At 70.9% G+C, this 26,432-nt stretch carries 23 protein-coding genes and 1 riboswitch; of the genes, 7 read left to right on the plus strand and 16 right to left on the minus strand.

Annotated features, from left to right (window positions below; genetic code table 11):
- Positions 1–61: 61 nt before the first annotated feature.
- The 6 genes from ACFYY2_RS30910 to ACFYY2_RS30935 form a co-directional block, all read right to left on the minus strand.
- A complete protein-coding gene (locus tag ACFYY2_RS30910; RefSeq protein WP_388749114.1) occupies positions 62–1,369 on the minus strand; it encodes a cytochrome P450 in 1,308 nt (435 codons plus the stop codon).
- Positions 1,366–1,980: an ATP/GTP-binding protein gene (locus tag ACFYY2_RS30915; RefSeq protein WP_388749116.1), complete on the minus strand. Its 615-nt coding sequence runs from the start codon at positions 1,978–1,980 to the stop codon at positions 1,366–1,368. Before ACFYY2_RS30915 ends, ACFYY2_RS30910 begins: the two co-directional genes overlap by 4 nt.
- The gene (locus tag ACFYY2_RS30920) at positions 1,958–2,311 is read right to left on the minus strand and encodes a DUF742 domain-containing protein (RefSeq protein ID WP_388749118.1); all 354 of its coding nucleotides are present in this window, start codon (positions 2,309–2,311) and stop codon (positions 1,958–1,960) included. The genes ACFYY2_RS30915 and ACFYY2_RS30920 overlap by 23 nt, the downstream gene beginning before the upstream one ends.
- Positions 2,308–2,730 carry a roadblock/LC7 domain-containing protein gene (locus ACFYY2_RS30925; protein ID WP_388749120.1) on the minus strand — a complete coding sequence of 141 codons (423 nt, stop codon included), beginning with the start codon at positions 2,728–2,730 and terminating at the stop codon, positions 2,308–2,310. The genes ACFYY2_RS30920 and ACFYY2_RS30925 overlap by 4 nt, the downstream gene beginning before the upstream one ends.
- A complete protein-coding gene (locus tag ACFYY2_RS30930) occupies positions 2,727–4,223 on the minus strand; it encodes an ATP-binding protein (RefSeq protein ID WP_388749122.1) in 1,497 nt (498 codons plus the stop codon). The genes ACFYY2_RS30925 and ACFYY2_RS30930 overlap by 4 nt, the downstream gene beginning before the upstream one ends.
- Positions 4,224–4,304: 81 nt before the next feature.
- Positions 4,305–5,297, minus strand: a complete 993-nt coding sequence (locus tag ACFYY2_RS30935; protein WP_388749124.1) for an MBL fold metallo-hydrolase — start codon at positions 5,295–5,297, stop codon at positions 4,305–4,307.
- 405 nt (positions 5,298–5,702) lie between these two features.
- Between ACFYY2_RS30935 and ACFYY2_RS30940 the strand changes: the two genes are divergently transcribed.
- Positions 5,703–6,596 (plus strand): SIS domain-containing protein, encoded by an 894-nt coding sequence (locus ACFYY2_RS30940; RefSeq protein WP_388749126.1) that lies wholly within the window; start codon positions 5,703–5,705, stop codon positions 6,594–6,596.
- Between the two features lie 70 nt (positions 6,597–6,666).
- On the opposite strand, the gene ACFYY2_RS30945 is transcribed toward ACFYY2_RS30940, so the two are convergent.
- The gene (locus ACFYY2_RS30945; RefSeq protein WP_388749128.1) at positions 6,667–7,284 is read right to left on the minus strand and encodes a hypothetical protein; all 618 of its coding nucleotides are present in this window, start codon (positions 7,282–7,284) and stop codon (positions 6,667–6,669) included.
- 248 nt (positions 7,285–7,532) lie between these two features.
- Positions 7,533–8,384, minus strand: a complete 852-nt coding sequence (locus ACFYY2_RS30950; protein ID WP_388749130.1) for a transglycosylase SLT domain-containing protein — start codon at positions 8,382–8,384, stop codon at positions 7,533–7,535.
- Between the two features lie 4 nt (positions 8,385–8,388).
- Positions 8,389–8,573, minus strand: a riboswitch (cyclic di-AMP (ydaO/yuaA leader).
- Positions 8,574–8,929: 356 nt separating this feature from the next.
- Between ACFYY2_RS30950 and ACFYY2_RS30955 the strand changes: the two genes are divergently transcribed.
- Entirely contained in the window at positions 8,930–9,160 is a 231-nt protein-coding gene (locus ACFYY2_RS30955; RefSeq protein ID WP_388749132.1) for a hypothetical protein, read from the plus strand.
- 178 nt (positions 9,161–9,338) lie between these two features.
- Here ACFYY2_RS30955 and ACFYY2_RS30960 read toward each other — a convergent pair whose 3' ends face one another.
- From ACFYY2_RS30960 to ACFYY2_RS30970, 3 genes are all read right to left on the minus strand, one after another.
- A complete protein-coding gene (locus ACFYY2_RS30960) occupies positions 9,339–9,977 on the minus strand; it encodes a TetR/AcrR family transcriptional regulator (protein ID WP_388749134.1) in 639 nt (212 codons plus the stop codon).
- 99 nt (positions 9,978–10,076) lie between these two features.
- Complete coding sequence (locus tag ACFYY2_RS30965) at positions 10,077–10,529, minus strand: flavodoxin family protein (protein WP_388749136.1); 453 nt, start codon at positions 10,527–10,529, stop codon at positions 10,077–10,079.
- 81 nt (positions 10,530–10,610) lie between these two features.
- Positions 10,611–12,881, minus strand: coding sequence for a heavy metal translocating P-type ATPase (locus ACFYY2_RS30970; RefSeq protein WP_388749138.1), 2,271 nt, complete (start codon positions 12,879–12,881; stop codon positions 10,611–10,613).
- Positions 12,882–13,084: 203 nt separating this feature from the next.
- Between ACFYY2_RS30970 and ACFYY2_RS30975 the strand changes: the two genes are divergently transcribed.
- From ACFYY2_RS30975 to ACFYY2_RS30990, 4 genes are all read left to right on the plus strand, one after another.
- Complete coding sequence (locus ACFYY2_RS30975) at positions 13,085–14,053, plus strand: hypothetical protein (protein WP_388749140.1); 969 nt, start codon at positions 13,085–13,087, stop codon at positions 14,051–14,053.
- Positions 14,054–14,384: 331 nt separating this feature from the next.
- Positions 14,385–15,443: a LacI family DNA-binding transcriptional regulator gene (locus ACFYY2_RS30980; protein WP_388749141.1), complete on the plus strand. Its 1,059-nt coding sequence runs from the start codon at positions 14,385–14,387 to the stop codon at positions 15,441–15,443.
- Between the two features lie 506 nt (positions 15,444–15,949).
- On the plus strand, positions 15,950–16,189 hold the full coding sequence (locus ACFYY2_RS30985; protein ID WP_388749143.1) for a hypothetical protein: 240 nt from the start codon (positions 15,950–15,952) through the stop codon (positions 16,187–16,189).
- An 83-nt stretch (positions 16,190–16,272) separates the two neighbouring features.
- Positions 16,273–18,420, plus strand: coding sequence for a family 43 glycosylhydrolase (locus ACFYY2_RS30990; protein WP_388749145.1), 2,148 nt, complete (start codon positions 16,273–16,275; stop codon positions 18,418–18,420).
- A 195-nt stretch (positions 18,421–18,615) separates the two neighbouring features.
- Here ACFYY2_RS30990 and ACFYY2_RS30995 read toward each other — a convergent pair whose 3' ends face one another.
- The 3 genes from ACFYY2_RS30995 to ACFYY2_RS31005 form a co-directional block, all read right to left on the minus strand.
- The gene (locus ACFYY2_RS30995; protein WP_388749147.1) at positions 18,616–19,944 is read right to left on the minus strand and encodes an enolase C-terminal domain-like protein; all 1,329 of its coding nucleotides are present in this window, start codon (positions 19,942–19,944) and stop codon (positions 18,616–18,618) included.
- 46 nt (positions 19,945–19,990) lie between these two features.
- Complete coding sequence (locus ACFYY2_RS31000; RefSeq protein WP_388749149.1) at positions 19,991–21,328, minus strand: gluconate:H+ symporter; 1,338 nt, start codon at positions 21,326–21,328, stop codon at positions 19,991–19,993.
- Positions 21,329–21,436: 108 nt separating this feature from the next.
- A complete protein-coding gene (locus ACFYY2_RS31005) occupies positions 21,437–22,405 on the minus strand; it encodes a 5-dehydro-4-deoxyglucarate dehydratase (RefSeq protein WP_388749151.1) in 969 nt (322 codons plus the stop codon).
- Positions 22,406–22,506: 101 nt separating this feature from the next.
- Between ACFYY2_RS31005 and ACFYY2_RS31010 the strand changes: the two genes are divergently transcribed.
- Complete coding sequence (locus tag ACFYY2_RS31010; protein WP_388749153.1) at positions 22,507–23,295, plus strand: IclR family transcriptional regulator; 789 nt, start codon at positions 22,507–22,509, stop codon at positions 23,293–23,295.
- A gap of 126 nt (positions 23,296–23,421) precedes the next feature.
- Here ACFYY2_RS31010 and ACFYY2_RS31015 read toward each other — a convergent pair whose 3' ends face one another.
- Together ACFYY2_RS31015 and ACFYY2_RS31020 are read right to left on the minus strand one after the other, a co-directional pair.
- Entirely contained in the window at positions 23,422–24,645 is a 1,224-nt protein-coding gene (locus tag ACFYY2_RS31015) for a cysteine desulfurase-like protein (protein WP_388749155.1), read from the minus strand.
- Between the two features lie 167 nt (positions 24,646–24,812).
- Positions 24,813–26,366 (minus strand): polysaccharide lyase family 1 protein, encoded by a 1,554-nt coding sequence (locus ACFYY2_RS31020; RefSeq protein WP_388749157.1) that lies wholly within the window; start codon positions 26,364–26,366, stop codon positions 24,813–24,815.
- Positions 26,367–26,432 lie beyond the last annotated feature (66 nt).

Raw genomic sequence — 26,432 nt, forward strand, 5'->3', positions numbered from 1 at the left:
CGTATGCCGGTTGGCTGTGCGCCGGCTGCGCTCGCTGTTCATCGGGCAATTCTCTCGTCCCTCACCCGTTCGGCGTACCACCGACACGGGCCGGAACGTGATCGACAGCTTCAGGTGCACCCAAACCCCCGGCTTCGGGAAGCATGTCGAGCGGGGTGAAGCGCACCGGGAGGTGGGCCGGCGCCCGGTGGAAGGGGCCGGGGCGCCAGACCAGTTCGCCCGGATCGACGGCGAGTTCGAGGTCGCAGAGCTGGCTGGTGAGCTCCTCGATCGCGGTCATGGCCATCAGCAGGGCCGGCTGTTTCGCGGGGCACCGGTGGGGTCCGGTCGACCACGCCAGGTGAGCACCGTCACCCGAACGCACCGCCCGGTCCGAGGAGGAAGGCGGCGACTGGGTGTTGGCCGCGGCGAAGGAGACGAGCACCAACTGCCCGGCGCGCAGCGCGACCCCGTGGAACTCGGTGTCGTGACGCGGGTAGTGCGCCCCCATGTTGGCCAGGGGCGGATCGCGCCACAGCACGTCGTCGATCGCCTCTCGCGCGGTCGTGGCTCCGCCGTGCAGGGCCCCTCCGTAACCGGGGTCGCCGAGCATGCGCAGGAGTGCGTTGCCGATCAGGTTCGTCGTCGGGTCGTGGCCCGTGCTCATGATGAGGGTGATCTGACGCACGGCTTCGTCGTCGTCCAGACCGGCGGGGTGCTGGAGCAGATACGTGGTGAGGTCGCGGCGTGGCCTGGACCGCCGTTCGGCGACGAGCGCGGCGACGACACCCACGAGGTCGTCGTACGCGGCCGCCGCGTCCCCGGTCGAGTCCATCATCCCGGCGATGCCCCGGACCAGGCGTTCGGTGGCCCCGGACGCCACCCCGAACGCGGCGGTGAAGACGTGCAGGGGGAGGCGGCGCGCGTACTCGGCGATGAGGTCGCAGCTGCCGGTGGCCGCGAACCCCGTGATGAGCCGCCGGGCCACCGCGGTGACCTCGGCGCGCAGCAGATGGGGTTCGATCAGCGCGAGGGTGTCGTTGATGGCGTCCCGGTAACGCGCGTGCACCGCACCGTCGGTGAAGAGCGCGGTGGGACGGTGCCCGAGGACGGGCAGGACGGGTGAGTCGGCCGCTATCCCCGCCTGCCAGGCGCGCGGGTCCTTGGTGAAGGTGTCGGTGTCGCGCAGCAGGTCGACGGCGGCCTGGTAGTCCACGACCAGAAACGCGTCGACGTCGGGGGCGATTCGGACCCGGGCGAGCGGTCCCTGGTCGCGCAGTCTGCGGTAGTGGCCGTGCGGGTCGGCGGCGAAGCCCGGGCCGTACAGGGCGAGCGGCTCGTGCCCCGAGGCGGCGAAGGCGGGTGAAGTGGCGGGCACGGGCGGTGTCATGAGGGTTCCTGGGGCGCGGGCAGCCGGGTGAGCGCGTGTTCGGCGAGGGCGATCAGGGCGTCGATGCTGCCCCGGCGCTCACGGGCGTCGCACTGGATCAGCGGGGTGCGGGGGTCGAGGTCGAGGTGTTTGCGCAGGACCTCGTCCGGGTGGGCGGGGGCGTCCGGGAAGTGGTTGACGGCGACGGCGTAGGGCAGCCCTTGTTCCTCCACCAAGTCCATGACCGCGAAGGAGTCCTCCAGCCGGCGGGTGTCGACCATGACGAGGGCGCCGAGCGCGCCGCGCGCGATGTCCTCCCAGAGCGGGAGGAAGCGCTCCTGGCCGGGTGTGCCGAACATGTAGAGCACCAGGTCGTCCTGCACGGTCAGCCGGCCGAAGTCCACGGCGACCGTGGTCGTGGTCTTCTCCGGCAGCCCGGCGGTGTCGTCGAGCCCCTCGCTGGACCGTGTCATCGCCTCCTCGGTGTGCAGGGTCGGGATCTCCGACAGGGTACGGATCAGGGTCGTCTTGCCCACGCCGAAGGGCCCCGTGACGACGAGCTTCATCAGGGTCTCGGCGGCACTCGGCAGATAGCCGACGCCGCCCCGGTCAGTGGAGGGTACGGAGTCCAACGAGCAGCCTCTCGACGAGCGACCGGTCGATCTCACCGGCACGGGGTATCGGTGGTCGAGCGTGCAGATGTCCCGCGGCCACGAGGTCCGTGGCCAGGAAGACCGTGGCGCTGACCGGCAGGCCCAGATGGGCGGCGCACTCGACGACGGTGAGGGCTCCGGGTTCCAGGAGCTCGCACAGCCTTCGCTGCTCCGCGCCGGTGTCCGGCGGCACGTGCTCGTCCGTGCGGACCAGCACGGCGAGGCGGTCGAGCGCGGGGCCGGCGGGCACGGAACGGCCACCGGTGACCAGATAGGCGGGGATCAGGCGGCGCCCTGGACCAGGGGTCATGGCCGGGTGGCAGCGTCCGGTTGGCGGGTGGGGGCGTGCATGGCCCTGGTCAGCGCGGTGACCTGCACCTGCATCTGGTAGGCGATGTTGCCGAGGTGCGCGTCGGGTGCGGCGAACAGGGCCAGAGTCGTGTTCCTGCCGGCGGGTACCACGATGGCGAAGCCCAGATCGGACTCCACGACCGTCTGCGCCAGGCGCGGCGACTCCGCCTCCGTGAACGCGGTGGTGAAGGCGCGGGCGGCGGCGTGCAGGGTGGCCGTCATCGCGGCGACGCGCTCGCCGGACGCACGGTCCAGGTCCGGCGAGGCGCCCTCGACGAGCCCGTCCCCGGTCGCGACCACCGCGTGCTGTACGCCGGGCAGTTCCAGCAACGGGGTCAGCACCCAGGCGAGATCACCGGTGGTGGGAGTGGTGCTCACGTCTCGTCGTCTCCTTGGTTGTCCGATGAGGATGCTGAGGGCGCGGGCGCCGCGGGCGCCCGCCTGCCGCTGAGGGTGCCCTCCTGAAGGGCTGTCCAGGCGGCTCCGGCCTGTTCAGGGGTACGGAGCACCGGTTCCTCGTCCGCCGCCCGTCCGGGGGCGGCGGGAGCGACGGGGGCGTCCGTCCTGCGGGAGCGGCGCCGACGGGTGGGCAGCCCGTCCGGGCGGCCGCCGTCCGGCGTGTCGGCGGCGGGGGGTGCGCCGGGGTCTCCGGCCGCCTCCACGACTGCCGGTTCCTCAGCGGCGGCCGGGGAGCCGGTGCCGGAGGTGTCCGCGGTGCCGGGCGGGGTGTACGCGGTGCCGGAGGTGTCCGCAGTGCCGGAGGTACCGGGCATGGTGTCCGCGGTGACGGGTGAGGCGTCCGCCACCGCGGCACGCGCGTGCACGGGCTTCGGGGCGAGCACGGACAGGGTGCGGTCGTCGTCCATGACGGTGAGCAGGTGCGCGGGAATCTTCAGCATGGCGCGCATCCCCCCGTACGGCGACGACTCGATGTGGCAGCCGAAGCCGTAGCGCGCGATGAGGCGCCCCACCACGGCGAAGCCGGTCTGCGGCGGGTCCCCGAGTTCGGTGAGCAGGACCTCGGCGGGTCCGGTGAGCAGTGCACGGGCCCTCTTCAGGGCGTCGTCGTCCATGCCGATCCCCGCGTCGTCGACCAGGATCAGGGCGCCACGGCCTGCGGTCTGCTGGACCGTGACCGGCACTTCGGTGTCCGGGTGCGAGTAGGCCGTGGCGTTGGCCAGCAGTTCGGCGAGCGCGATCGCCAGGGGCTCGGCGGCCCGGGCGACGAGCGCGAGCCGCTCCTGGCGGAGGTGGTTGGCGACCTTGACGCGTTCGTATCCGGCGACCCGGGACTGGGCACCGAGCACGACCTCGACGAGGGAGGAGTTCTGGCGCGCGAGGCCGGGCCACGCGTCGCAGAGCACGGCCGTGGCCTGGGTGCGGCGCAGGGCCAGTTCGTTGCGGAAGTCGAGCTGGAGGATGCGCGGGTCGTCGTACTCGTGCTGCAGTTCCTGCAGCAGGTGCTGCGACTGGTTGAGCAAGGACTGGATCTTGGCGGAGGTACCCCGCATGGCGGACCGCGCCGCCGCGTCGACGCGGCGGCGTTCCTCCAGGATCGCCGTACGCGCGGCCCCCACGGCCTCGGTCAGCAGGCGCGCGGCATCGCCCTCGATCCCGGCGGCCTCCCGCAGACCGGGGACGGTCGCGGTCCGGTGGGACAGCGCGGTGGCCGCGGCGGGGATCCGCTTCCGGGCCAGCTGGCGTATCTCCTCGGTGAGGGCGAGGGTCCGCGCTTCGGCCGCCCTGGCCTGACGTTCGGTCAGCTCCGCCCGGGCGGACGCGGCGTAGGCGTCCCGCCGGGCCTGCTGCGTCTGTGCGGCGGACCATATCGCCGCCAGGACGGCGATGAGGGCCACGATCCATGCCACCACGGCGTCACCGCGTTCCTGTTGTCGGGGACGGCTTCCGGCCCGCGCGGTCGCGGGGTCCGCGCCGGCCGATCCGGCCGGCGGTCACGCCGGCCCGCCGGTACACGCGGCCTCGGTCTCCCGGGCGACCTCGGCCACTTCGGACATCACCTGGAGGACTCCCGGCATCGCGGATCCCTCCAGGTGCCGGTACTCGCTCCCGACCGTCACCACCAGCCGCTCCGGCAGGCCGAGTGCCGGGTAGCGGTCCTCGCCGATCACCCGGCGGGCCGCTTCGAGCGCGGGCACGCCGGCCGCGTGCAGGGCGTGGGCCCGTTCGCGCACGTACTCCAGGTAGCCGATGTGCTCCCGCACGCCTGCCGGATCCAGCACCGGCCCGTGGCCGGGCACGATCACCTCGGCGCCCGTGGCCAGGACCCGTTCGCAGGCGTCGATCACGTTGCCCAGCGGGCCGGCCCAGTGCACCGGATGGTCGCCGGGCTGCCGGAGGGTGGAGGAGAAGATGATGTCGCCGGTGAACACGGCGCGCTGCACGGGGAGATGGACGATGAGGTCGCCACCGGTGTGTGCGGGCGGCAGGGACGTCACCTGGACCGGACAGTCCCCCACGGTCAGTTCGAGCTCGCCGGTGAAGTAGGTCGTCGGCATGACCTGTTCGGTGGCCGACCAGTCGAAGGCTCCGAAGTGGCGCGCGAGGTAGGCGCCGAGCGGCGTCGCCGGGTCGCTTCCGGCCACCAGGGCGTGCTGCTGCTGCGGGGTGGGATCGTAGTGGATGTGTTCCCGCGCCTCGCGGGTGGCGATGATCTCGGCACCGGGAAGCACGCCGGCACCCCAGAAGTGATCCCCGTTGGCGTGGGTGACGATCACTCGGCCGATGTCCACCCCGTCCGGCAGCAGCTTCCGGCTCTCCGCCAGGAACAGCCCCGCGAGCACCGCGTCGTAGGGGGTGTCGATCCACAGGGCGTCGCGGTCCGTCACCAGGAGGCCGCAGTTGGCCAGCCCCCACCCCCGCTTCGGCGGCAGCCAGGCGTACAGGCCGCTGCCGAGGTTGACGACATCCCCGCCCGTGATCGACATGGGCTGATTATGCCGACCCTGATCCGGCCGCGCGTTCGAACTCGACGGGTTCGTGACGCCCGTGACGCGAAATCGACCCTGTTTCCGGTCGACGGCGGCCGGCCGGTGACGGACCGGGGTCACCACAGATCACACCGACGGGCCACCTTCCGTCCGATATCCGGCATGCCACCCGATGGACGCCCGCGGCGCGGTGAATACCCAGAAGGCGGCTACGGAACCTCATTCGGCCGACTACCCACCGAGCATGGCCGAAAACAGCTCATCCAGCGATCGCACGGGAGTGATCGGAATGCTTGTTCTTGCTCATTTAGCCCATGTAACATGCAGAATCGATCAACCGGGCGACGATTTCATTCATGTCATCCCACCAGACGCGAGCAGCAGCGGAAGCGGAGTGCGGACATGTCCCATGTCGAGACCGAGACAGCCGGTCAGCCGGAGTGCTGGCGCCGCGCCGCGGAGATCGCCGCGGACCGGGGAATCTCCCTGCCGGCCACCGGTGAGCGCGTCGCCGTCGTCGGCTGCGGCACGTCCTACTACATGGCGCAGGCCTACGCCGCGCTGCGCGAGGAGTCCGGTCAGGGCGAGTCGGACGCCTACGCCGCCTCGGAGTTCCCCTTCGGCCGCGCGTACGACCGCGTGGTGGCCCTGACGCGTTCGGGGACCACGACCGAGGTGCTGGAGCTGCTGACCCGGCTGCGAGGCTCCACCCCGACCGTCGCGGTGACCGCGGACCCGCTGACACCGGTGATGGACGTCGCGGACGAGGTGGTCGTCCTCGACTTCGCCGACGAGCGCTCGGTGGTGCAGACGCGCTTCGCGACCACCGCGCTGACGCTGTTCCGCGCCCACCTCGGGCTGCACACCGAGAAGGCCGTACGGGACGCGGAGAGCGCGCTCGCCGAACCGTTGCCCGAAGGCCTCCTGGAAGCAACCCAGTTCAGCTTCCTGGGGCGCGGCTGGACGGTCGGGCTGGCCAACGAGGCGGCGCTCAAGATGAAGGAGGCGTCGCTGTCCTGGACCGAGTCGTATCCCGCGATGGAATACCGCCACGGGCCCATCAGCATCGCCACGGCCGGAACGGTCACGTGGATGTTCGGCTCCGCCCCGGAGGGTCTGGCCGGGCAGGTGCGCGCGACGGGTGCGCGCTGGGTGGAGAGCGACCTGGATCCGCTGGCCGATCTGGTCCGGGTACAGCGGCTGGCCGTCGCCCGTGCGACGGCGCGTGGCCTCGACCCGGACCTGCCGCGCCATCTGACCCGGTCGGTGGTGCTCGACGGGACGGAGCGGGCCTGACCCCGCGTCACGGCACAGCGCGCACCAGGCTCGTACAAAGCCCGGTGCGCGGCCGTGGGCGAAGCCCCGGTCAGCCCTCTTCGAAGTGGGCGTCCAGCGCGGCGTCCAGTTCCGCGGTCCACTCCTTGAGGCGGCCCCGGGCATCGGCCTCGACCTCGGCGTTGAACCACCGGCGGCTCGACAGGTGGACCGTGACGGTGAACCGGCGCCCGAAGCGGCCGGTCGTGACCTCGACCGCACCGATCTCGGACCAGTCGAATTCCGCCTCCTGGTCGTCCAGCCGGAAGCGGACACCCTCGGCGTCCACCCTGATGGATCCACGCCGGTCGCTGACCTCGAAGACAGGGCCGCCGCCGGTCGCGCCCGGCTCGTCCGCGCCCGCTGCGCCGGTGACGGCGGCAGCGCCCTCGTCGTCGGTGACCGCCTCGCCGCCTCGCACCGCGTCGTCGGAAGTCCGGGGACCGTCCGCCCGGTCGCCGGCCGGCTGCGCGACCACCGCGTCCTGGACGTCGGCCGCGTCCCGGGCGTCCGGTTCGTCGGACCTGCGGGCATCCTCCGGTGCCGCGTCGGCCGTCTCCGCATCCGCCTCCGCCCGCGCGGGGGCAGGGGCCGTCAGGCCTGGGATGTACGCCGGGTCTGTCCCCGCGGCGAACTCGGGCTTGGTGTTGGAATCTATGCGCTGCTCCACGGCGGGCAGTATGGACGACGAACCTGTACGAGACCAGTCGGCCGCGGCCGGACACCCGTGCCGGATCACCCGCGTGGGGTGAGTGCCACGCCACCCGCCGCACCATCCGCCCCGCGCCCCTGGTCCCCGCCCCGCCCGGCGCCGTGCACGAAGAAAGGGTGGTACGGGTTCCGCCGAACCCGTACCACCCTCTGTTCCTGCCCCTGCCTCACACGCCGGGTGCGGGAGGGTCATTCGTCACCGGAGGCTCAGTAGGCACCGAAGACGTTGTCGATCGAGCCGTACCGGTCGGCGGCGTAGTTGCACGCGGCCGTGATGTTGGCGACCGGGTCGTAGCTGTCCAGCGACGTGCCGGGCACGTGGTAGGCCCGGAAGGTCGGGTCGATGACCTGCAGCAGACCCTTGGACGGGATGCCCGCAGCGGCGTTCGAGTCCCAGTTGTTGATGGCCATCGGGTTGCCGGACGACTCACGCATGATGTTGCGGTGGATGCCCTCGTAGGTGCCGGGGATGCCGTGCTCGGCCATGACGGCCAGCGACTCCTTGATCCAGCCGTCGAGGTCGTTGGTGTACGCGGTCCGCTGAGCGGCGGGGGCCGCCTCGGCAGCGGGTGCGCCCTGTGCGGCGAGCTCGCTCCTGCGCTCCGAACGGTCCGCACGGTCGGAAGACCTGGATTCGGCCCTGGCGGGCTTGTGGGCCTTCGCCGGCTTGTCCGCGGCCTTCTTCCAGTGCTTGCCGCCGAGGGTCAGCTCAAGGCCGGGGTGAATGAGGTCGGGGTTCGCTCCGACGACCTTCTTGTTGTTCTCGTACAGAGCCTTCCAGCCGCCGTGGACCGAATGCTCGCGAGCGATCTTGGCAAGAGTGTCGCCGACGACGACGGAATAGTGCCTGGGCGTTGCGTGCTTTGCCGCAATTCCGTGTGCGGAAGCGGCAGTCGACGTCGCCGTCTTTTCAGCGGCGGCCGGCTGGGCCGGGGCCGCGAAGGCACCGGTGGCGCCGATCACGGGGAGTGCGAGAACGACTCCGCCCGTGGTCACGGCGATGACGCCGCGCTTCAGCGAACTGGTCCTGGAACGACGGTGGTTGGAAAAACCGGGCATGCTGAATTCCTCTCCGTCGCCTACGAAGTGAGCTGTCGGGTTCGAGCTGGAGATGCCCGGCCGCATGACATGCGACTTCACCCCGAGCCGTCCCGGATACCGGGCCGGCGCTTACTTGGGTCCCCCGCTCCTGCCGTACGAGAAGTGGTCGGGTAACCGGACGGCGGCAGGATTCGGCGTTCCATCCGGAATGAGGGTGACCGTAGGCGAGAAATAGCGAAAGGAACAAGCCCGGAGTAATGATCCAAATTCAATCGCAAGATCGAATTTCGGAAATTCCTGTAATCCATCGCACACGGCGCCTCCGGTTCTTCTTGGGACACAAGGGAACCGGCGAGGCCGTTCCGGCGTCCGGGGCGTTTGGGGTGACGCTGGTCACGGAGTCCGAAAAGGGCGTTTTGCTCCCTCTCGAAGGTCCCCAGGTCGCATGAAATGGTCTTTTATGGATTACGGGATCAATTCCAAATAAGGTGCCAAATCGGGCATAAGGCTCACTAGGGCTTCATTCAGGCATAGGGAGTGCGGTCCCGTGGAACCGATCCCGCATGACCTACACCCCTCAGTTCCCTAACCCGCGGATCACCGTGCTGCCCGTTCAGCCCGGCGACCCCCCGTTCCGCATCGTGGAGATCGACGGGGAGGTGATCGGAACCGCGACCGCAGTGACCGACGTGCTCATCGCCGCGGCCGAGGCCGGAATCCCCGTGCACGACCTGGACGACCCGGCGGCCGTCCGGTGGGTGGGGGGCGGCAAGCTCAGCTGGCGGCCGCACTGAGCGGCCGGGCGGACAGGGGCACCACTCCTCGCGCGAGACCGGCACGACGGGAAGGGCGCGGCACCCTGAGCCTCCGCCACGTACGCCGCCCGGGAGCCCCGCCAGGCACACGGTCCCGGCGGGGCGCTCCCTCGTCCTCTCGGGCGACAGCCGGCGCCTCGGGTGCGGGGCCGGGCCGTCACACCTCGCGCAGAGGTGCCCCCGGGGCCGTCGCCCGCAGCAGACCGAGCGTGCTGTCGAGCGCGGCTTCGAGGTGCGTGACCCGGCCGGTGGACATCAGGATGGTCACACCCCCCTGCACCGCGGCGAGCAGGGCTGCCGCCGTGCGATCGGCGTCCAGCCCTCCGTCCATCTCACCGCTGTCCTGCATGCGCCGGACACCGCGACGGAGAGCGGCCTGCCACTGGTCGAGCAGCCGGGCGGTGAGCGCTTGGGCGGCGGGGGTGCTGGGGCCCAGTTCGGTCATCAGCACGCCGAGCGGGCAGGTGACACCCTGCTGCTCGTAGCGGCGGAGGACGGCGTCCCGCCAGTCCTGCCAGGCCTGCCAGGTGCCCAGGTCGCCGAGGTGCGGCTCCTGGTCCTCCAGGACGAGCTCGGCCTCGCGCGCGGCGACCGCGAGCAGCAGTTCCTCCTTGCCTCCGGGGAAGTAGTGGAAGATCTGGCTCTTGCTCGTCGAGGTGCGCGCGCGGATGTCGTCCAGCGTGGTCGCCGCGGCGCCCCCGGCCCTGATCTGCGCCGCCGCGCCCTCGACGATACGACGGCGGGTGGCCTCCCCCTTCGGGGTGAGCCGTGGCCCGGTGGGTCTGACGGGCGGCATCCCGGCACCTCCTTCACTGGACTGACCGGTCCATTCTATGGCCACGGACGGTGCGGGGACGCCCCGGTCTCCCGGCCGGAATCGCGATGGCGGCGGAGGTCAGGCCATGAGACCGGCGGCCACCGTCGCACCCAATTCCCAGCAGGCCTCCTCGTCGGCCTTGCCCGGCTCTCCCGTGAGGGTCACGGCCCCGGCCGCACGCCGCCAGCCGAGGCCGGTGGTGATGGCCTCGATGCCCCGGACGGCACCGGTGACGTCGTTGCCCCCGTGCACCCAGAAGCCGAAGGGCCGGCCCTTCGTCGCGTCCAGGCACGGGTAGTAGACCTGGTCGAAGAAGTGCTTCAGGGCCCCGGACATGTAGCCGAGGTTCGCCGGTGTTCCGAGCAGGTAGCCGTCGGCGGCGAGGACGTCGGACGCCGTGGCGGAGAGCGCCGCCCGGCGCACGACCCGTACCCCCTCGATGTCGTCCGCGGTCGCCCCCGCGACCACGGCTTCGAACAGCGCCTGGCAGTTGGGCGACGGGGTGTGATGCACGATCAGCAGAGTGGCCACATCCCCGAACCCTGCCGCCCTCGGCAGACGTACGCAAACCGGGGCCCCGGCCCCGCCGGGTGCCCGGCTTCCCCGACCGTCTCAGCCCGCGGCGCGGAAGCCGCGCAGGCGAAGGCTGTTGCCCACGACGAACACGGAGGAGAAGGCCATGGCCGCTCCCGCGATCATCGGGTTGAGCAGTCCGGCGGCGGCGAGCGGAAGCGCTGCCACGTTGTACGCGAAGGCCCAGAAGAGGTTCGAGCGGATCGTGCCCAGCGTCCGGCGGGCGAGCCGTATCGCGTCGGCGGCGGCCCGCAGGTCCCCCCGCACGAGAGTCAGGTCTCCGGCCTCGATGGCCGCGTCGGTGCCCGTGCCCATGGCCAGGCCCAGGTCGGCCCGGGCGAGTGCCGCGGCGTCGTTGACGCCGTCGCCGACCATGGCGACGCTCCGCCCCTGCGTCTGAAGACTCCGGATGACGTCCGCCTTCTCCTGCGGCATGACGTCGGCGACGACCTCGTCGATGCCGACCTCGGCTGCGACCGAGGCCGCGACCGCCTCGTTGTCACCGGTCAGCAGGATGGGCGTCAGGCCCAGCTCCCGCAGCCGCCGGACGGCCTCGGCACTGGTCTCCTTGACCGCGTCGGCGACCTCCAGGACCGCGCGCGCCTCACCGTCCCAGGCCACCAGGATCGCCGTCCTGCCCTGCCGCTCCGCCCGGTCCTTGACCTCCCTGAGCGGCCCGGGCAGTTCGACCGCTGCCTCCGCCAGCAGCCTCTGGCGTCCGACGAGCAGCGCGTGGCCCTCGACGACACCCCGGACGCCGAGACCGGGCAGGCCGGCGAACTCGTCGGGGTCGGGCAGTTCGCCCACGCGGCGGACGGCGGCCTCAGCGACGGCCCGGGCGATCGGGTGCTCGGAGGCGTGTTCCAACGCGCCTCCGAGCCGCAGGACTTCGGCCTCGTCGGCGCCCTCGGCCGTGTGCACCTTCAGCAGTGCCATGCGGCCGGTGGTGACGGTGCCGGTCTTGTCGAGGACGACCGTGTCGATGCGGCGGGTCGTCTCCAGGACCTCCGGCCCCTTGATCAGGATGCCGAGCTGGGCACCACGCCCGGTACCGACCATCAGCGCGGTGGGCGTGGCGAGCCCCAGGGCACAGGGACAGGCGATGATCAGCACGGCGACGGCCGCGGTGAACGCCGCGGTGAGCCCGGCGCCCGAGCCGAGCCAGAATCCGAGGGTGGCGAGCGCAAGGCCCATGACCACCGGCACGAACACCGCGGAGATCCTGTCGGCCAGCCGCTGGGCGGCGGCCTTGCCGCTCTGGGCGTCCTCGACGAGCCGGGCCATCCGGGCCAGCTGCGTATCGGCTCCGACTCTCGTGGCTTCGACGACCAGGCGCCCGCCCGCGTTGAGGGTCGCGCCGGTGACCGGGTCCCCGGCCGAGACCTCGACGGGCACCGATTCGCCCGTGAGCATCGAGACGTCCACCGCCGACGAACCTTCGGCCACCGTCCCGTCGGTGGCGATCTTCTCGCCGGGGCGGACCAGGAAACGGTCGCCGATGCGCAGGTCGGACGTCGGCAGCCTCACCTCCCGGCCGTCCCGCAGCACGGTGACCTCCTTGGCCCCCAGCTCCATGAGCGCCTTGAGCGCGGCGCCCGCCTTGCGCTTCGAGCGGGCCTCGAAGTAGCGGCCGGCCAGGATGAACGCCGTGACACCCGCCGCGGCCTCCAGGTAGATGTTTCCGGCCCCGTCTCCCCGGGCGACGCTGAACTCGAAGGGGTGGGTCATGCCGGGCGTTCCGGCCGTGCCGAGGAAGAGGGCCCAGAGCGACCAGAGGAAGGCGGCCGACGTGCCGACCGAGATCAGGGTGTCCATGGTGGCAGCGCCGTGCCGGGCGTTGGTCCAGGCGGCCCGGTGGAAGGGCCACGCGGCATAGGTCACGACCGGGGCTGCGAGCGCGAGGGACAGCCACTGCCAGTAGGTGAACTGGAGCGCTGGGATCATCGCCATCGCGATGACCGGCGCGGCGAGCGCGGCAGCGGTGATGAGCCGCTGCCGGAGTGACGTCAGTCCGGCGTCCACGGGCTCCCCGTCGGCCGGGGCACCGGAGCTGACACCGCCCTCGGACGCGGCGCGGGGTGGCACCGGGGGCCGGGCCGAGTAGCCCGTCGCCTCGACCGTGGCGATCAGGTCGCCGACCGTGACGTGGTCGGCGAACGTGACGGTGGCCTTCTCGGTGGCGTAGTTGACGGTGGCGTCGACCCCCTCCATGCGGTTCAGCTTCTTCTCGATCCGCGCCGCGCACGAGGCGCAGGTCATGCCACCGATGGCGAGCTCGACCCGTGCGGCGTCGGGAATCGTGGGTGTCATCCGCTGCTCCTCCTCCGAACTCCTACCAATACCCCCACGGGGTACCACGATACTGTCAGGGTATACCCCCTGGGGGTATCAGAAGCAACCCTCGAAGCCTCTTCGATTCCTATACCCCCCTAGGGTATCTTTCCGCTGTGGCGACACCGGTCGAGCCGTCCCTGCGTGGAGCGGCGTGGAGCACGGAGGACACAGGAGACGTCATGGACACCATCGCGAAGATCACCGCATTCACCGCCGCGCTCGCGGCCTCCTTCGGTGCCGCATACGGAGTCGGGCTCATCGCCGGCCCCCAGGCCGGAGCCATCGGTTCCCCGGCCCACCCGAGGGGCTCGGAGAGCGGAGCGCCCCGTCCGGGAGGCGGGGTCACGGACGCTTCGGCCGCCGGACTCGGAATCACCGAGGGCGGGTACACCCTCGTCCTGCGCACCTCGCGGATGACCGCCGACCGGAGCGGAACTCTGCGCTTCGCCGTCCACGACAGGTCCGGGCACCCGGTCACCGGGTTCCGCCGCGAACACGGAAAGGAACTGCACCTGATCCTCGCCTCCCGGAATCTGACGACCTATCGCCATCTCCATCCCGTCCGGGCGGCCGACGGCACCTGGAGCACGCCAGTCGAACTACCGGAGGCCGGCGACTACCGGGTCTTCGCGGACTTCACACCCGCCGGGAAGAACACCCGCAACCTCACGCTGGGAGCGGACCTCGCCGTGTCCGGCCCGTACGAGGCGGCGGGGATGCCCGAACCCGCCCCCTCGGTCACGGTCGACGGCTACACGGTGTTCCTGAAGGGCGCGCTCCGGCCCGGGCTGCCGGAGCGCCTGGCCTTCTCCGTGCGCAAGGACGGCCGTCCGGTCACCGGCCTCCAGCCGTACCTGGGCGCGTACGGGCACCTCGTCGCCCTGCGCGCAGGCGACCTCGCCTACCTGCACGCGCACCCCGAGGGCGGGCCGGACGCCCACTCCGCGGAACCGGGCCCGGACGTCTCCTTCACCACGACCGCGCCCAGCCCCGCGACGTACCGCCTGTTCCTCGACTTCAAGCACGGCGGCACCGTCCGTACCGCGGCGTTCACCGTGCCCTCGGAGGCGGCCCAGGACGTCTCTCGGCAGACAGTTCCCCAGGACTCGCCCTCCGAGGTGCACGGGGACGACGGCCACGGGCACTGACAGGCGCGACCCCCGGCGGGGTCGGGGCGCCCGGTTCCCGTCGCCTTGCCGTTCTGACGCCGGAAGGCGGCACTCCGATCACACGCACAGCGATCGACCACCGCACGACCGGGCCGAAATCACATGCCAGCCCGGGCGGTTCCGCGTCTGCGACGAGCGTGTTCGGCTCTCAGCGGCTCCGCATGAGGTCCACGGCAAGTCGAGTCGTTCGCGCCCGGCTCCGACCTCCTGTGGTCCGGCCGGCTGCCAGGGGCTCATCCCTGTCGGGCCGGTGTTCCGGAGGGCGAGTTAGGGTGTTCAGCCGACGACTGGGAGAAGGCGGGCCGGCGACATGGTGAAGAGAGTCGACGAGTCGGCCCCCGTACGGCGGACTGCCAGGATCCAGGACGTTGCCGCCCTGGCCGGGGTGTCGGTGGCCACTGTGTCGAACGTGCTCAACCGTCCCGGGCGGGTCACCGCGCAGACGTCGGAGCGCGTGATGCATGCCGTGCGGGAGTTGGACTACGTCGCCCACCCGGGGGCGGTCGGTCTGCGCAGCGGGCGGGTCCGCGCGCTGGGGCTGGTGGTACCCGACATCGTCAACTCCTTCTACGCGCGGATCGCGGGCAGTGCGGCCGACGCCGCCTATGAGCGCGGCTACTCACTGACTCTGTGCCACAGCGGCGACGACCCCGAGCGTGAGCAGGCGTACTTCGACATGCTCGCCAACCAGCGGTCCGCCGGCGTGATCGTGGTTCCGGTGGCCGCCGGCCCCGACCGCCTCGCCCGGCTGCGTCGGCGCGGCATCCCGCTGGTCACCACCGACCGTGCGGGCTCCACGGCGGACGGCTGCTCGGTCGCCGTGGACGACGAACGAGGCGGCCGCATGGCAGTCGAGCAACTCCTCGCGCACCGTGCAGGGCACCCCGGCGGAGCGGACGGCGAGGTGACCGTCGTGGTGGTCAACGGCAGCCGGGACATCCAGCAGTGCGCCGACCGCTACCGGGGCGCCGAGGGAGTGGTCCGGGACCGGCCGGGAGTCCGGCTGGTGGAGGTCACCGTGCAGGAGATGACGCTCGCCACCGGGGCGGCCGTGGCCCGGACGCTCGCAGCGGCAGCGGACCGGCCCGTCGGAGTGTTCTGCACCAACGACTTCCTGGCGGCCGGGCTTGTTCACGGACTGCTGGAGTGTGGCGTACGAGTGCCGCAGGACATCCGCGTGGCCGGGTTCGGTGATCTGGACGTGGCGATGTCATCGGGGATGCCGCTCACCAGCGTCCGTCAGTCCGTCGAAGACCTGGGCCGTACCGCCGTGGAGCTGCTGCTGGACGAGGTGGAGGCGGCGGGCGGACACACGCACACCTCCCAGGTGTTCGCCCCCACGCTCGTCGTCCGCGACTCCGCCCCCTGACCATGCCCTGCGGGCGAGGCCACGTCCGGTTCACGTCGCCGTCCACGTCGGCGTCCACGTCGGCACGGTAGCCGGGGACTCGTGACTTTCGGCTTCCGGGCTCGGGCCAGCGGGGCCCGCAATGCCGGAAGTTCGCCGGCATCCCATGACCAGGCAGGTCACCGTCCCCTCGAAGCCCGGCCCGTTGGCGAACCGAGAGGCCGTTCAGCCTGTGCGATCGGAGGCAGGTTGCCGGACTCCTCGTGCACGTGTCACGGGCGAACTGGCGCCGAACTGGCGGGTGTTCACGGACCCGGCCGGTGAGGCGTTCTTCGATGCTGCCGGTCGCGGCCGACGCCGCTGTGACCGCGACGGGACCGCAGAAGCGCAGCACGACGGGGAGCCCGGGCCCCCGCACAGACTCTTGACGCCTCGCGGCGGGCACCCTACGGTCCCTCTGAGCTCGATTTTGAAACGTTTTACAAGACGGCATCCCCCTTGGCGGTACGTTCCGAAGGAGCCGAACCATGCCTGTGGAGACCCCCGCACCCGCTGCTGCGGAGCTACCCCGCATGACCCCGCGCATGCCCCTGCGGGAGATCCGCGACACTGCCTCTCGCGTGGACTTCGACCGCGACGCGGGCGAGTCGGCAGACACGTGGAGCGCCTTCGGTCGTCACGGGGCCTTGTGCGTCGGGCACCGCGCCGAGGGGCTACGGGCAGCCGCCCATCCGCTCGGACTGCCGTTCGTCCACAGCACCGTCTAACGGCCGAGCACATCGAGGCCACCAGCGCCTCCAGCGGAACCAGCCGAGTCTTCTGCTTCTGATCCGACCCATGGAGGAACGACATGACGAACACCGCGCGCTTTCGCCGGCGGCTGGCCGGGGTCGGGCTGCCCCTGATTCTGGCGCTCTCCGCCGCGCAGACGACTTACGCGGCTCCAGCCGATGCGGGCAAGCCCCATGCACGGCCCGGCGAGAAGACAGTGACCCTGGTGAATCAGGACGCCGACGGGAACCCCACCATCCGATTCGACGTCAACGGCGACGCCATCGACGCCCACGACGGCCAGATCCAGCGCTTCGGTGACACCTACTACCTCTACGGCACCAGCTACGGCTGCGGGTACGAGTGGAACACCCCCGGGGCTCCCTTCTGCGGGTTCGTCTCCTACAGCTCGCCGGACCTGGTGCACTGGACTCCGCGCGGACCGCTGTTCGACGCCTCCACGAAGACCTGGCAGAAGCAGTGTGACGGCGGCACCTACGGCTGCTACCGGCCTCACGTCGTGTTCAACAAGAAGACCCGGAAGTACGTGCTGTGGATCAATTCCTACGACACCGGCGTCGGTTACCACGTCTTCACCTCCGACCAGCCCACTCATGGCTTCGAGGAGGTGGACGTGCCGGATCTCGCGGCCCCCGAGGGTGCGCCCGGTGGCGTGAACTACGGCGATCATCAGGTCTTCGTCGACCATGACGGGGTCGCCTACCTCGCGTTCACCGACTGGATCCGGGGCGGCGACATCATCATCGAGCGCCTTGACGACACCTATACGACAGGCACCGGCGCCTGGACTCGGACGAATCTGCGCTCGACCGAGGCGCCGACGATCTTCGAGCGGGGAGGCACCTACTACCTCACCTACTCCGACCCCAACCGTGGGTACATGACCACCGGCACCGGCTACGTCACGGCGCCGAGCCCGCTCGGGCCCTGGTCGGGGACCAGCACCAGCCGCGACGCCTGGTCGGTCTCCAACGGGATGATGAACATCGAGGGCGGCGATGTCGGTCTCAGCCGCGAGGGCGAGGACTGGCGGGACTACTCCTTCGAAGCCAAGGTCACGCCGAGGCGAGCCAAGGGGGGCGACTACGCGCAGGTCGGCCTCGTCGTGCGCGGATCGACCGCGGGCAGCTACCAGTGGCTCATCGGCAACTACCCCCACGACGGAGCGACCGGCGGCAACCTCACGAAGTTGGTGCCGGGCAAGCCGGCCACGATCGCGAAGCTGCCGATACCGATCACCACCGACACGTCCTACGATGTGAAGATCACCGTCAAGGGCTCGCTCATCGAAACCCGGATCGACGGCCAACTGGTGGACAGCACGGTGGACACCAGGAGCGACCGCGGTCGTGTCGGATTCCGCGAGAGCCAGGGCGATGGCGAGAAGGCGAGCATCGACGACGTCACCGTCACCGCGGCCGACGGAACAGTACTGCTGTCCGACGACTTCTCCGGCGGCCTGACGAAGTGGGACCGCCCGGCGTCCACCATCACCGGCACCAACATCACCACGACCTCGTGCGGTGGTCAGCCGGCAGACGTCCTGCCGCTCAGGACCGGCTCCGGCACCGTCTACCTCTACCAGTCGGACGTGTGGATGAACGCGAAGGCGAACGAGGCGCTGGCCAAACACTACTGGCAGCCCCTGGAGTTCGGCGGTGACGGCTCCATCCGGCCCATCGAGTGCGGCCGGACCTACGACGTGACCGTGCCGGTCCGCCCCGTCAAGACGCAGAAGCGAACCCTCCGGGTGGAAACCGGGGACGCCGGGTATCGCACCCACTGGGACGTCGCCGGCGGACTCGAACGCGCGCAGGAGATCACGATGCCGGACGCCGGCCGGCTGCGATCGGTGCGCTTCACCACCTTCCAGTCCGGACACCCGAACGCGCCGCTCGTCCTCGACCTGCGCCGTACCGGGGCAGACGGCCCGGGCGCCACTGTGGCCTCCGTGACAATCCCCGCCGACAAGGTCTCATGGGCCGCGCGATGGGCCGAACTGAAGCTCGATCGGCCGCTGCGGGTTCGCGCCGGTGACCGGTTCGCGCTGGTGGTCCGGTCCGCGACGACACAGGGCGCCTTTGGCATCGCCTACAGCGACACCACCCCCTACGGCGGGGGCCGGGCCCTGATCAGTCACGATGGTGGCGAGAAGTGGACCGCGGAAGCCGGTCGTGTGCTGCACGTCGAGGCCGACGTCTCGTGATGCCGCGTCCCTGAGCTCGTTCTTCACGGGATCGACGTTGTCGCAGGTCACGCAAGGAAGTTGAAGGATTCCCGACGCAGAGCAACGGAGCTCGTCGGTACGGGCAGTCGACCAGGACGGCTTGTCCCGAGGAGCTCCGTTGCCCCGGCTTCATGTGCTGCCGGGTGCGCTGACGGCCATCACCCGAACAGCCGCTCAGCGCACCAGGCAGGGCCGTTTCGCGTCGAACGTCCAGCCCGGCACGAGGTAGCGCATGGCCCGGGCGTCGTCACGCGCGCCCAGCGCCTCCTCACGGTAGAGCTCGTGGGCCGCGAGCAGGCGGTCCATGTCGAGTTCGACCCCCAGGCCGGGAGCGTCCGGCACCGCGATCTCGCCGCCCTCGATGCGGGGCGGGGTGACGGTGAGCCGCTCAAGGCCCTCCTGCCAGATCCAGTGGGTGTCCAGGGCGTTGTAGTCCCCCGGGGCCGCCGCACCACAGTGCGTGATCATGGCGAGCGAGATGTCGAAGTGGTTGTTGGAGTGGCAACCCCACGTCAGCCCCATCGCGTTGCACAGCTGGGCCACCCGCACCGAACCCTGCATGGTCCAGAAGTGCGGGTCGGCCAGCGGGATGGACACCGACTGCAGGGCGAGGGCGTGGGTCAGCTGGCGCCAGTCGGTGGCGATCATGTTGGTCGCCGTCGGGAGGCCGGTCGCGCGGCGGAACTCGGCGAGGACCTCGCGCCCGGAGTAGCCGTCCTCGGCTCCGCACGGATCTTCGGCGTAGGCGAGGGTGCCGACGAGGGGCGAGCACAGCTCTACCGCTTCCCGCAGGGACCACGCGCCGTTCGGGTCCAGGGTGATCCGTGCCGCGGGGAAGCGTTCCTTGAGCGCCCGTACGGCCTCGACCTCCTCGGTGCCCGCCAGGACTCCGCCCTTGAGCTTGAAGTCCTGGAAGCCGTAGAGGTCGTGGGCCGCCTCGGCCTGGCGGACGATCGCCTCCGGGGTGAGTGCCTCCTCGTGCCGGACGCGGTACCACTCGGTGTCCGATCCGGGCTCCCTGACGTACTCCAGGTCGGTGCGGTCGGGGTCGCCGACGTAGAAGAGGTAGCCCAGCACCCGTACGGAGTCGCGCTGCTTGCCGTCGCCGAGCAGTGCGGCGACCGGTACGCCGAGGTGCTGCCCGAGCAGATCGAGCAGGGCGGACTCGACGGCGGTGACGGCGTGCACGGTGGTCCGCAGGTCGTAGGTCTGCGCACCCCGTCCACCCGGGTCACGGTCCGCGAACCGGCTCCCGATCTCGCGGAGCACGCGCTTGTAGTCGCCCACCTTCGCGCCCACGACCAGTGGTTCGGCGTCCCGCAGGGTCCGGGTGATCTTCTCCCCGCCGGGCACCTCGCCCAGTCCCGTGCGGCCGTCCGAGTCGGTCAGGACGACGATGTTGCGGGTGAAGTAGGGGCCGTGGGCGCCCGAGAGGTTCAGTTCCATGCTGTCGCGGCCCGCGACGGGGTAGACGGCGAAGCTGGTGACGGTCGGCTGGCTCATGGATGTCGGGTTCCTTGGGTGTACGGGGCGGGCGGGGTCGGGTGCTTCAGAGTCCGAGGGAGTCGAGGATCTGTTCGCCGGCCAGGACACCGCCCAGGCCGATGACCGCGAGCACGGTCGTGTAGCTCGTGCGGACCTTGATCGCCTGGACGACCGAGAGGTTGAAGTACTCCTTGAAGAGCCAGAATCCCGGGTCGTTGACGTGGGAGAAGGCGATCGACCCGCACGAGACGGCGAGAACCATCATCTCGGCGTGGGTTCCACCGCCCGTCAGGAGCGGCAGGACGACGCCGGAGGCGGTGACGACGGCGACCGTCGCCGAACCGAGCGCGATACGGAGGATCGCGGCTATGAGCCACGCCAGGATGATCGGTGAGATCGCCCAGTGCTCCGTGACGTCCTTGATGTAGTCGGATGTCCCGCCCTCGACGAGGACGTTCTTGAAGGCGCCGCCCGCCCCGATGACCAGCAGGATCATCGCCATCGCCTGGGCCGCGGAGGCGCAGGAGGCGCTGACGTCCGCCAGGCCGCGGCCGATCCGGGGGCCGAAGGCCCAGGCCGCGAGGAGGAGCGTCAGCAGGAGCGCGATCGGTGCCGAGCCGATGAAGGCGACGACGTGCAGGAAGGCGCTCTCGCCCGTCGCGAGCATGTCGGTGACGGCGGCACCGGCGATGAGCACCACGGGGAAGAGGGCCACGAACAGGGACCATCCCATCCCGGGCATCTCCTCGTCGGTGAACTCCCGCTCACTGACCAGGCCCTTGGGTATCGACGGGTTCATCGCCCGGACGAAGGGCAGGCGCGGCCAGAGGAGGGCGATCAGCGCACCGGCGGGTACGGCGATGAAGAGGCCGTACAGCAGGGTGTGACCGACGGAGGCGTGGAAGGTGGCGGCGACGGCGGTGGGGCCGGGGTGCGGGGGCAGGAAGCTGTGCATCGTCGAGAGTGCGATGGACATCGGCAGCCCCACCCAGAGCAGCTTGACCCCGGTGACCCTGACGAGCGTGAACGCGATCGGCACGATGATGATGAAGGCGACCTCGTAGAACATGGTCACGCCGATGAGCATGGACGTGACCACCATGGCCACTTGCACCCAGCGCGGTCCGAACGCGTCGAGGAGTCTGCCCGCGATGCGCTGGGCGGCCCCTGAGTCGCCCATGATCCGGCCGACCATGGCACCGAGCCCGATGACCAGCATGGTGTCGCCGATCTGGTCCCCGATGCCCTCGGAGAGGATGTCCGGGATGTCGGCCACCGGGATGCCCTGGACCAGCGCCACTCCGACCGCCACGAACAGGAGGGCGGCGAAGCCGTTGAGTTTCAGCCGGGTCATGAGGAGGAGCAGGACCAGAACGCTGATCCCGACTACGAGGAGCGGCATGTCAGTTCCCCTTTGAACTGTCGAGCTGTCGAGCTGTCGACCGTCTGCCTGTCGAGCCGGCGGCCCGTCGGATGTCCGCCTGTGGCCGGCCTGTCGGATGTCCGCCCGTCAGACGGTGCGCCGCCGCTCGGCGCCGACGATGCCCAGCCCGGCGTCGAGGACCTGTTCCAGGTCGGCGAGGTCGCCCGGACCGGGCGCGGTGAGCGGGGCGCGTACGGGGCCGACGGGCAGCCCGCGCAGCCGGGCGGCGGCCTTGACCAGGGACACGGCGTAACCGGGTACGCGGTCGCGCAGTTCGACCAGCGGGATGTAGAAGTCGCGCAGCAGCGTGTCCACGGCGGTGTCGTCACCGTCGCGCAGGGCGGCGAAGAAGGCGTCGGCGATCTCGGGTGCGAAGGCGTGGACGGCGGAGGAGTAGGCCGGGACGCCGACGGTGGCGTAGGCGCGGGCCTGGATCTCGGCGGTGGCCGCTCCGTTGAAGAGGAGGAAGCCGTCGGGTGCCGCCAGGGTGAGGCGCTGCAGCCGGTCGAGGTCGCTGTGGCCGTCCTTGAGGCCGATGACCCCGGGGATTCCGGCGATCCGCCGCACGCTCGCGGCGGTGTAGGCGACCCGGCCGCGCTGGTAGGCGATCAGCGGCAGCCGCGTGCCGCCCGCGACGCGGCGGAGTTGCTCGACGAGGCCGTCCTGCGGGGCTTCGACGAGGTAATGGGGCATCACCAGCAGGGCGTCCGCGCCCTCCTCCTCGGCGATGCGCGCGAACCGGACCGCCTGTGCCCAGCCGTAGCCGGTTCCCGCCACGACGGGCAGCCTGCCGGCGGCGGTCTCCACCGCCGTCCGGACGACCGCACGGTACTCGTCCTCGTCCAGAGCGCTGAACTCCCCCGTCCCGCACGCCGGGAAGAGCGCGCCGGGCGCGGTGGCCACCTGCGCCGTCAGATACGCCCGGTACGACTCCGGGTCGAGGCTGCCGTCCTCCGTGAAACTGGTGAGGGGGAAGGAGAGCACTCCGCCCGCCATGCCTTCGCGCAGCCTCTGGGCGACGCCTCCGGGTTCCGATTCCGTGCTGGACCGCTCCACTGCTCTCATCCCTATATGCAGATGCCGTACATGTATGAGAACGGAGGCTAGGCCTGTGAACAAGCGAAGGTCAATGGGTGCGGCGGATTTAGGATGTGTCCATGCCGGAGAACAGCGGTGTCCGCGGTGTGAAGTCGGCGTCCCGTACGGTCGCGCTGCTCGAACTCCTCGCCGCCCGGGGCGACCGCCCTGCCCGGCTGGACGAACTCGCCGGGGAACTGGGCGTACCGCGCAGCAGCATGTACCAGCTGCTCCGGACCCTCATCGACTGCGGCTGGGTCCGGACCGACACGACGGGCTCGCTCTACGGCATCGGGATCCGCGCTCTGCACACCGGCACGAGCTATCTGGACAGCGATCCGCATGTACGGGCGGCGCGCCCCCACCTCGACGAGGCTTCGGACGCACTCGGTGAGACGATCCACCTGGCCCGGCTCGACGGCCCGAACGTCGTCTACCTCGCGACGCGCGAGTCCCACGCCTACGCGCGCACCCTCAACCGTGTCGGCCGCAGGGTTCCGGCCCATGCCTGCGCACTCGGCAAGGCCCTGCTCGCCGAGCGGCCGGACGCCCAGCTCCCACTGCCGAAGGGGCCTTTGGCCGCGTACACGGAGAACACACTCACCGATCGCGCCGCACTGCTCGCCGACCTCGCCCGGGTGCGCCGGCGGGGCTACTCCATCGACCGCGAGGAGACCGTGAGCGGCATCGCGGGCTTCGGCTTCGCCCTGCGGTACGACTCTCCGGCCACCGACGCCATCAGCTGCTCGGTTCCCGTAGCGCGGCTCGGCGTGGAGCACGAGGCCCGGGTCGTGGCGGTCATGCGGGAGATCAGGACGAAGATCGAGAACGCCCTCTCGCCGGCGTCCGGAGCGCCGGACTGGCGCTGAACGGGGCCCGGTGCGGGCCCGCCGCCGCCTCACCGGAGGCGTCGGAGCCCCCGGCGAGGCGCCGGGGCCGTACCCCGCGTACGGCACGGCACGTGCGCGCGGACGGCGGCGACGCCTCGCGGAGGGTCAGGAGCGCGGCACGTCGAGGGCGTTCAGCAGCCGGTCGACATCGTCGTCGCTGGTGTAGGGCGCCAGCCCGACCCGCACGCCGCCGTCCACGCCCAGGCCGAGGCGCTTCGACGTCTCCACGGCGTAGAACGAGCCCGCGGGCGCGTCGACATCGCGCTCGGCCAGCTGCCGGGAGACCTCGGCCGGGGTCCTCCCCTCGACCGTGAACAACGTGGTCGGGGTGCGCCGGGCGGCCCGCGAGTACACCGTGACACCGCCCAGCTCCGCCAGACCGCCCTCGACGCGCTCGCGCAGCCGGTCCTCGTGCGAGGCGAGTGCGGTGAACGCGCGGCGCAGGTCCTCCCGACGGCCGCCCCCGCCGGATACCAGTCCGGCGAGGAAGTCCACGGCAGCGGTCGCGCCCGCCAGCAGTTCGTAGGGCAGCGTGCCCAGCTCGAAACGCTCGGGCACGGCGTCGCTGGACGGCAGCAGCTTGTCCGGCCGCAGACTTTCGAGCAGCTCGGGCCGCCCTGTCAGCACACCGAGGTGGGGTCCGAGGAACTTGTACGGCGAGCAGACGAGGGTGTCCGCCCCGAGCGCGTCCAGGTCGACCGACATGTGCGAGGCGTAGTGCACGGCGTCGACGTGGAGCAGCGCACCCGTCCGGTGCACCAGCTCGGCCACGGCCGGGATGTCGGGGCAGGTGCCGATGAGGTTGGAGGCGGCGGTGAGGGCGACGAGCCGGGTGCGCGCCGACAGCACCGCTTCGACGTGCCCGGCTTCCAGCTCCCCCGTGGCGGGGTCGAAGTCGGCCCACCGGACCGTCGCCCCGGCGGATTCGGCTGCCTGCACCCAGGGCCGCACGTTCGAGTCGTGGTCCAGCCGGGACACGACGACCTCGTCGCCCGGCCCCCAGTCCTTGGCCAGGGTGCGCGACAGGTCGTAGACGAGCTGCGTGGCGCTGCGCCCGAACACGACCGCACCCGCCTCCGCACCGAGCAGGTCGGCGAGCGCCCGCCGGGCACCGGTGACGATCGCCTCGGAATTGCGGGCCCCTTCGGTCAGACCACCCCGGTTGGCCAGCGGACGGCTCAGAGCCTCGGAGATCGCGTCGATCACCTGCTGAGGCGTCTGTGTGCCGCCCGGGGCGTCAAAGCGTGCGGTGCCCGCCTTGAGCGCGGGGAAGCAGGCGCGGATCGCCTGTGTGTCGAGGGCGTCGCCGATGGTGATGTCGCTGGTCAAGACGGACTCCAGGGGAAGGTGGAAGCTGCTGCGGCGGGAACGGTACGGGGTGGGCGTACCCGCCGCCGCGACCGGGGCAGCCGTTTCCTCGTCCACCCCGTGCGCACGAAGGGGCGGGGGCCGTCGCGCCCGGCCACCCCCGCCCCGTCCGGCCGGAACCCGTACGGCTATCCGGCGTAGGTCGCGAACTCGGCGATCTTCGGTGTTCCCGTGGAGCCGGTGATCTCGAACGTGATCTTCTTCAGCGCCGTCTTCGGGAAGGTGATGACTCCCGCCCCGGTGCCGGAGGCGAGGACGGCGCCGGTGTCACCGTTGACGAGCCTCCAGGAACCGACGGCCGATCCCGAGGCCTGCCGGATGTCGGCCCTGGAGACCGACGTGGCGGTGCCCCACTTGATCGAGATCGAACCGGTCGGACCGGACGGGGACCAGTAGGTGTTCGGATCGCCGTCCCGCACGTTGCCGTAGCTGGTGCCGTCGGCCTTGCTGGAGCCGTCGGAGCCGGCGCCGATGCTGAGGTTGGTCCCGCTCGGCTGGGTGGGGTCGGGCGTCGGGGTGGTGGGGTCCGGGGTGGTGGGGTCGGGCGTCGGGGTGGTCGGACTCGGCGTCTGTGCCGAGCAGTTGCCGTCCGAGACCATCAGCCCTTTGCCGGCGCCGGCCGTACGGGTGACGATGTCCGGCACGCAGCCGGCACCGTCGAGGCCGTAGGCATAGGGAATACTGACGGTGGTGTTCGACTTCGGGTCCGGTCCTGCGGGGTTGTTCTCCGAACCGGGCGCGGACCAGGTCACGTTGTCGAACGTGTTCCCGCCGACCTGCCAGTATCCGGCCGCGTCGGTGTAGAAGGTGCCCAGGACGTCCTTGGAGTCCTTGAAGTAGTTGTTGTCCACCTTGGCGCGCGCACCGGCACGGGAGTTGATGCCGGACTCGTTGAGCTTCACGTAGTAGTTGTTGTAGATGTGGGCGATGCCGCCGCGCAGCAGCGGGGCCCGCGAGTCGATGTTCTCGTACAGGTTGTGGTGGTAGGTGATGAAGCCGTTGGAGAGCTCGGTCTCGCTGGATCCGACGAGGCCACCGCGGCCGGAGTTGCGCAGGGTGCTGTAGGACAGGGTGACGTACTGGGTGTTGTCCTTCATGTCGAAGAGGCCGTCGTAGCCCTCCGACTCGCCACCCGAAGCCTCCAGCGTGGTGTGGTCGACCCAGACGTTGCGGACGTCGCTCTCCATGCCGATGGCGTCGCCGCCGTTGGAGGTCGGCGAGCCGGACTTCTTGACGTTCTTGACGGTCACGTTCTGGATGATGATGTTGCTGGACTGGCGTATGTGGATGCCCAGTTGGTCGAAGACGGCACCACTGCCGACCCCGACGAGCGTGACGTTGCTGATCTGCTTGAGCTCGATCACACCGGCGGCGGTGTTGCAGCTGTCGCCGGACACCTTGGTGGTGTTGGCGTGGTTGATCGTGCCCTCGACCTCGATGGTGATCGGGGTGCTGCTGTCAGCCCTGCCGCACAGGGCCTGGTGAATGGCCGTACCCGTGGTGGCGCGTACAGTCTGTCCGCCCGCACCGCCGGTCGTCCCGCCGTTCTGGGTCGCGTAACCGGTGGCGCTTCCGGTCACCGCGGCTGATGCCGAGGGCATCGCCACCATCACACCGGTCGCTGTCGCCAGGGCAGTCGTGGCCAGCGCCGCACAGAGTCGCATCGCGACTGGTCGTCTCATGTCGGTGTCCCATTCGCTTCGTATGCCGGATGGTGCTGCTGGATGGCGCGGCGCCGCCCCCCTCGC

The sequence above is a fragment of the Streptomyces sp. NPDC001822 genome (genome assembly GCF_042892135.1).
In the GTDB taxonomy this organism is placed as follows: Bacteria; Actinomycetota; Actinomycetes; order Streptomycetales; family Streptomycetaceae; genus Streptomyces.